This window comes from Prosthecobacter sp. (assembly GCF_044378005.1).
Classification (GTDB): Bacteria; Verrucomicrobiota; Verrucomicrobiia; order Verrucomicrobiales; family Verrucomicrobiaceae; genus Prosthecobacter.
This window is the reverse complement of record NZ_JBILYB010000251.1, coordinates 1-4,815: the sequence shown is the minus strand read 5'-3', so window position 1 is coordinate 4,815 and position 4,815 is coordinate 1. Positions and strand designations below refer to the sequence as shown.

The 4,815-nt window shown below is 61.8% G+C and carries 5 protein-coding genes; 2 read left to right on the top strand and 3 right to left on the bottom strand.

Annotated elements, in window-relative coordinates:
• Both AC6FTP_RS25495 and AC6FTP_RS25490 read right to left on the bottom strand, forming a co-directional pair.
• Nucleotides 1–405 (bottom strand): MbnP family protein (locus AC6FTP_RS25495; RefSeq protein WP_497209719.1); only part of this gene is annotated, 405 nt, incomplete at its 3' end.
• Nucleotides 406–590: 185 nt separating this feature from the next.
• Nucleotides 591–2,021, bottom strand: coding sequence for an efflux transporter outer membrane subunit (locus AC6FTP_RS25490; protein WP_497209718.1), 1,431 nt, complete (start codon nt 2,019–2,021; stop codon nt 591–593).
• 114 nt (nt 2,022–2,135) lie between these two features.
• Here AC6FTP_RS25490 and AC6FTP_RS25485 point away from each other — a divergent pair, with 114 nt between their 5' ends.
• Together AC6FTP_RS25485 and ispF are read left to right on the top strand one after the other, a co-directional pair.
• On the top strand, nt 2,136–3,635 hold the full coding sequence (locus AC6FTP_RS25485; protein ID WP_497209717.1) for a hypothetical protein: 1,500 nt from the start codon (nt 2,136–2,138) through the stop codon (nt 3,633–3,635).
• Nucleotides 3,636–3,677: 42 nt separating this feature from the next.
• Nucleotides 3,678–4,151: a 2-C-methyl-D-erythritol 2,4-cyclodiphosphate synthase gene (ispF, locus tag AC6FTP_RS25480; protein ID WP_497209716.1), complete on the top strand. Its 474-nt coding sequence runs from the start codon at nt 3,678–3,680 to the stop codon at nt 4,149–4,151.
• 78 nt (nt 4,152–4,229) lie between these two features.
• On the opposite strand, the gene AC6FTP_RS25475 is transcribed toward ispF, so the two are convergent.
• A partial coding sequence (locus AC6FTP_RS25475) for a DUF2851 family protein (protein WP_497209715.1) occupies nt 4,230–4,815 on the bottom strand: 586 nt, incomplete at its 5' end.

The window sequence follows — 4,815 nt, the reverse complement described above, 5'->3', positions numbered from 1 at the left end:
ATGGCCGGGTGCCCATTGCGCCGGATCAGCCTTGTTGATCGCTGGTGGCACGCCGACATCGAACCGGATCGCTGTGAATTTCTCCGCTGGAATCCCATCCGCCTCCGTTCGCAATCGCCCCTTTTCCAGACTCACCAAGGCAAACCAGTCCCGCGACTCCAGCCATGAGCCATCCACCCGCTGCAACGCCAGATTCGAGAGAATGAAGTCCAGCCGTGTGATCCTGAGTTCATCCTTGCCCGGTGCAACCACCTGCCCTGTCACAAGCGGCAAACCCGACCAAAAAGGCTGCACTTCCACCCGCAATACCGAAGCCCCCGAGACCATCTCCGCGAACCCAAGCACTCCCATCACCATCAGGTGCAGGCAGCTGATAAATGGATTGATGGGCTTGGAGATAGGCATCCGACGGGAAAGACGCCGAACCTATATAGCCAGTATAAACAGCAATGTTGGAATTGTGATTTTAAGATTTAAACGCGAAAAGGTTATCAAATGTGATAGCCGTAACCAATGGAGGAGCTGTGTTCCAACACCCCATAGCGGTCATCTCCTCGAGTTTCAGGCTTTGCGTTCCGTGCTGACGAAACTCACTTCGCGCTGCCCCAGCCACCGCCCAGCGCCCGGATGAGTTGCACGCTGGCCGTCAGCCTCTGCCCGTCGAGCTGAGCCTGAAGCAGTCGTGTGGTGAGCACGGTGCGGTCGGCATCCACGACTTCGAAGTAGCTCGCGAGCCCCTTGTCATAGCGGATGCGCGCCAGTTTGCTCGTCTCCTGCGCAGAAGCCAGGGCGGCACTCACGGCGGAACGCTGACGGGCATAGGCATTCACATCGACCGCCGCATTCTCCACCTCCTGAAGCGCGGTGAGGATGGCCTGCTTGTAAGCAGCGACACTTTCGTTGTAGCGCGACTGCGAGGCGCGCAGGTTGCCGCGCAGACGACCACCCTGGAAAAGCGGCACCGTGAGCTGGGGGCCGATGCTTCCCGCCTTGTTCTTCCAGTCGAGAAAATCCTCCGCACCGATGCCCTCGATGCCGCCGCTGCCGATGAGCTTGAAGCTGGGGTAAAAATTCGCCGTCGCCACACCGACGTTCGCATTCGCCTCGCGCATCGTCTGCTCTGCCGCACGCAAATCAGGCCGCCGTTGCAGCAGCGCACTCGGCACGCCACCGCCAATCCGTGGTGCTCCGGGCAAAGTCAGGCTGGAAGGAAGCTGAAAGTCCGCCGGAGCTGATCCGCAAAGCAGCGCCAGTGCGTTTGCCGCATTGCCGCGCTGCCGTTCCACGCCAAAAAGATCATGCCGGGCGAGTTCCTGCTCAGTGCGCGCACGGGCCACATCCATCTCGTTCGCCAGACCGCCCTGGAAGCGGCTTTGCTGGAGCTTCAGCGCCTCGCCACGGAGGTCGATGGTTTCCTGCAAAATCCGCCGCTGTGAATCCAGCGATGCCGCGAGGAAGTAGTTCCTCGCCACCTCCGCCGCGATGACCAGCCGCTGCGTGGCCACCTGCTCGATGGCCGCGCCTTCGCGTGCCTTGGCCGCCTCCACACCGCGTCGCACCTTGCCCCAGAGATCGACCTCGTAGTTCAATGTCAGGAAGCCTTGATGCCTGTCACGCTCCAGTAAAGGAAGCGGGACACCGGGTGGCAAATTTGCGCTGAAGCTGCTGCCGGATGAGCGCTCCAGCGTCACCGCATTCTGCATGCCGAACTGCGGCAGCCAGTCCGCCCTCTGCACACCGGTCATCGCCCGGGCGGTCTCCACACGAGCCAGGGCACCCGCGAGATCCTGATTGTTCGCCAGCGCCTGCTCCACCAGTCGATTCAGCGTCTGGCTGCGATACAGCGTCCACCAAGCATCCGGCAGCGCGAGGTCGCTGATGTCTGCCTTGTTCTTCCAGCGCGTGCCGAGATTCATCTCAGGCAGCTTGAAGTCGGGACCGACCGTGCAGGAGGCGAGGGTCAGCCCCAGCGTGATGGCAGCGCACAATGACGAAGGAGGAATGACGAATGACGAAGACATGAGAAAGAGACTTGGCTCACGGTTCAGGAGATTTCGTCATTCGTCATTCGGAATTCGTCATTCCACACAAGCCGCGTATTTTCCCCAAAATCACCTCAACGACCTCAACCAGCCATGAGCATCCCCCTCGAAGAACTCCAGTCCGCCCTGTCCTCCGTGCAGGAAGAATTGCAGCGCATCCGCCAGCGCCTTGATGAGCTGGAAAAGGTCGTCAGCATCGACACCGACGATGACGGCATCCGCCGCGTTTATCTCGAGTGCAATGATCTCGTCGTCCGTCCCGCGCATGACCCACGCTGGATCTCGCTGCACTTGGGCTCCAATGAGGACGGCGGCTATCTCTGCCTGCATCATTTGAATGAAGCCACCATCGGCGCGGAGTTGTCCCTCGATGGTTCCGGCTCGCCGCAACTCCTGCTGCGAGGCAAGGACTTCCAGCCGCGCGTCAGCATCTTCACCCAGGACGACTGCGGATTCATCGCCGTTCATGCCGATGCAGGCCGCCCCGGTGCCCTCATGCGTGCCCAGCCGCGCGGCGGCTCCGTGGCTGTTTTGCAAAAAGACGGCGGCTCACGTGGAGTACTGGTCCACGATGATGGCGAGGTCTCTGAAGACGGCACCGTGAAGCCGCCTGCCACCGATCTCCTCTTCGCCGATGGCGATCTGCACACGATGGTAAAGCTTCACTCCGACGGCGAAGGCGGCCTGCTCAGCCTCGGCCCACCGGGGCAGCCCGATGCCATCGCCCTCGTCGCCCGTGAAGATGGCCCCGCACTCATGCTGCACAGCCCTGCCGAGCTTCACAGCATCTCCATGATGGCGCTGGATGGCTCCGCACAAGTCTGTGTGCATGAGGGAAAAGTCCCCGGCAGCGGCTACGAGGCGCACATGGCCGCCGGTGAGTCCGGCAGCAGCCTGGCTCTGCGCGGCGAGACCTCTGAAAAGGCCGTGGACATCTCCGCGCTCGATGTGGCCAGCAGCCTCACGCTGCATGATCGCGATGGCGACCCACGCGTCATGCTCGCTCATCATCACGACAGTCATTCCGCCCTCACTCTGCAATCCACGGGTGATGAAGACGGGTTCCGCGCCATCGCCAGCGGCGAGGTTTCCTCCGTCGAACTCATGTCGCCCAGCGACCCAGAAACGAAGATGCTCCACGCCGTGACCGCCGAGAAGCCCGTCGTCATTTTGCAAAAGGATAAACGCCCCATGCTCATGCTCGGCGAGGGCGATCAAGGAGGCGTCATCTGCGCCTATGGCAATTCTGGCGGGCAAGCCGGGATCGCCACCCTCTCCGGCGGCCCCGTGGCAGGCTCACTCCTGCTCTCCACCGCCGATGGCACCCCGCAGCTCACACTCGACTCCACCGATCACGGCGGGCGTCTGCTCATCAACAACGACCTCGGCTTCCAGCGCGTGGCCCTCGGCGTGTATCAGGAGGCCGGCGGCCTGCACCTGAACAACACTGGCAGCATCGGAGTCCAGGCCGTGGCATCTCCGAAAGGCGGCATCATCATCGTCAACGATCCCGAAGGCGATGTCGCCGCGACGCTGCCCGAACAAGCTGGAGAAGATTCCTCCGACTGGGGCAAGCTGCCCGACAGCTTCTGAAGCATCGCCTTGCCACATGGAAATGAAGGCCTACATCGCAGCATGACACGCACAGGCATCGGATACGACGTTCACCCCTTTGAAGAAGGCCGCCCCCTCATCCTCGGCGGTGTGGAGATCCCGCACACGCGCGGCCTCAAAGGCCACTCCGATGCCGACGTGCTCTGCCACGCCATCGCTGATGCTGTGCTCGGAGCCATGGGCCTGCCGGACATCGGCTTCTACTTCCCACCGAGCGACATGAGCATCGAAGGCATCTGCAGTCTGCGCATTTTGGAAAAGTGCGCCGCCCTCGCCGCCGAGAAAGGATACACGATTGAAAACGTGGACTCCACCCTCATCGCCGAAGCACCGCGCGTGATGAAGCACGCTCCGCTGATGAAGGAAAAACTCGCCGCCGCCCTCGGCATCCAGCCCGATCAAGTCGGCGTCAAAGCCACCACCAACGAACGCATGGGCTTCGTCGGCAGAGAAGAAGGCATCGCCGCCATGGCCGTGGCTTGTGTGACGAAGTGAGGGAGATGACGAGATCAAGGATCACCCAGGCGCGATAATCGAGGAGCAAAGGCGCACCAAGTCAGGCTGCTCCATGGGCTACGACCACTGCTTCAACCTCTCCGGAAATGGGCACTGCTCACAGGCACTGTCGTCTTCGAGGCAGAAGTCTTCATACAATTGCAGGAGCCCCTGCTGGTGATGCAGCTTCTTTTGAAACAGCGTCCCGCGCGGACTTTCGCCAAAGAGACGGAGTGCAGCGCGGGTGACCTTTTGATTCTCCAACATCGCGGGCAGTTCCAGATACTCGGCCCAGAGTCGTGTGCGCTCGGGCATGAGCAGCGGGTAGGCGACGTTTGCCAGCATCTCCTGCACGCGAGTCTCGCCGACCAGTGCGAGCTGTCTCGTCGCAGGTTCCGCGAGCAGGGTGAAGTGTGTGGTCCAGAAATCATGCTTCAGAGCGAGCAGGCTTTCTTTCCACGCCGTCTGGCTCCAGCGCGTGGAGTCCATCAGCGGTGCCGAGATGGACTCCCACTGCGCCAGCATCGCCGTCAGTGCGCCGAGACGTCGCTGGGGATGATTGCCCGGACGTGTGGCGGCGAGCTTCCAGCGTGGAAGCTGGGATGGGGAAAGCCAGCGGGCGCATTCTTCACGAAGCCGCCACCATTCCTGCCAGAGCTGGCGG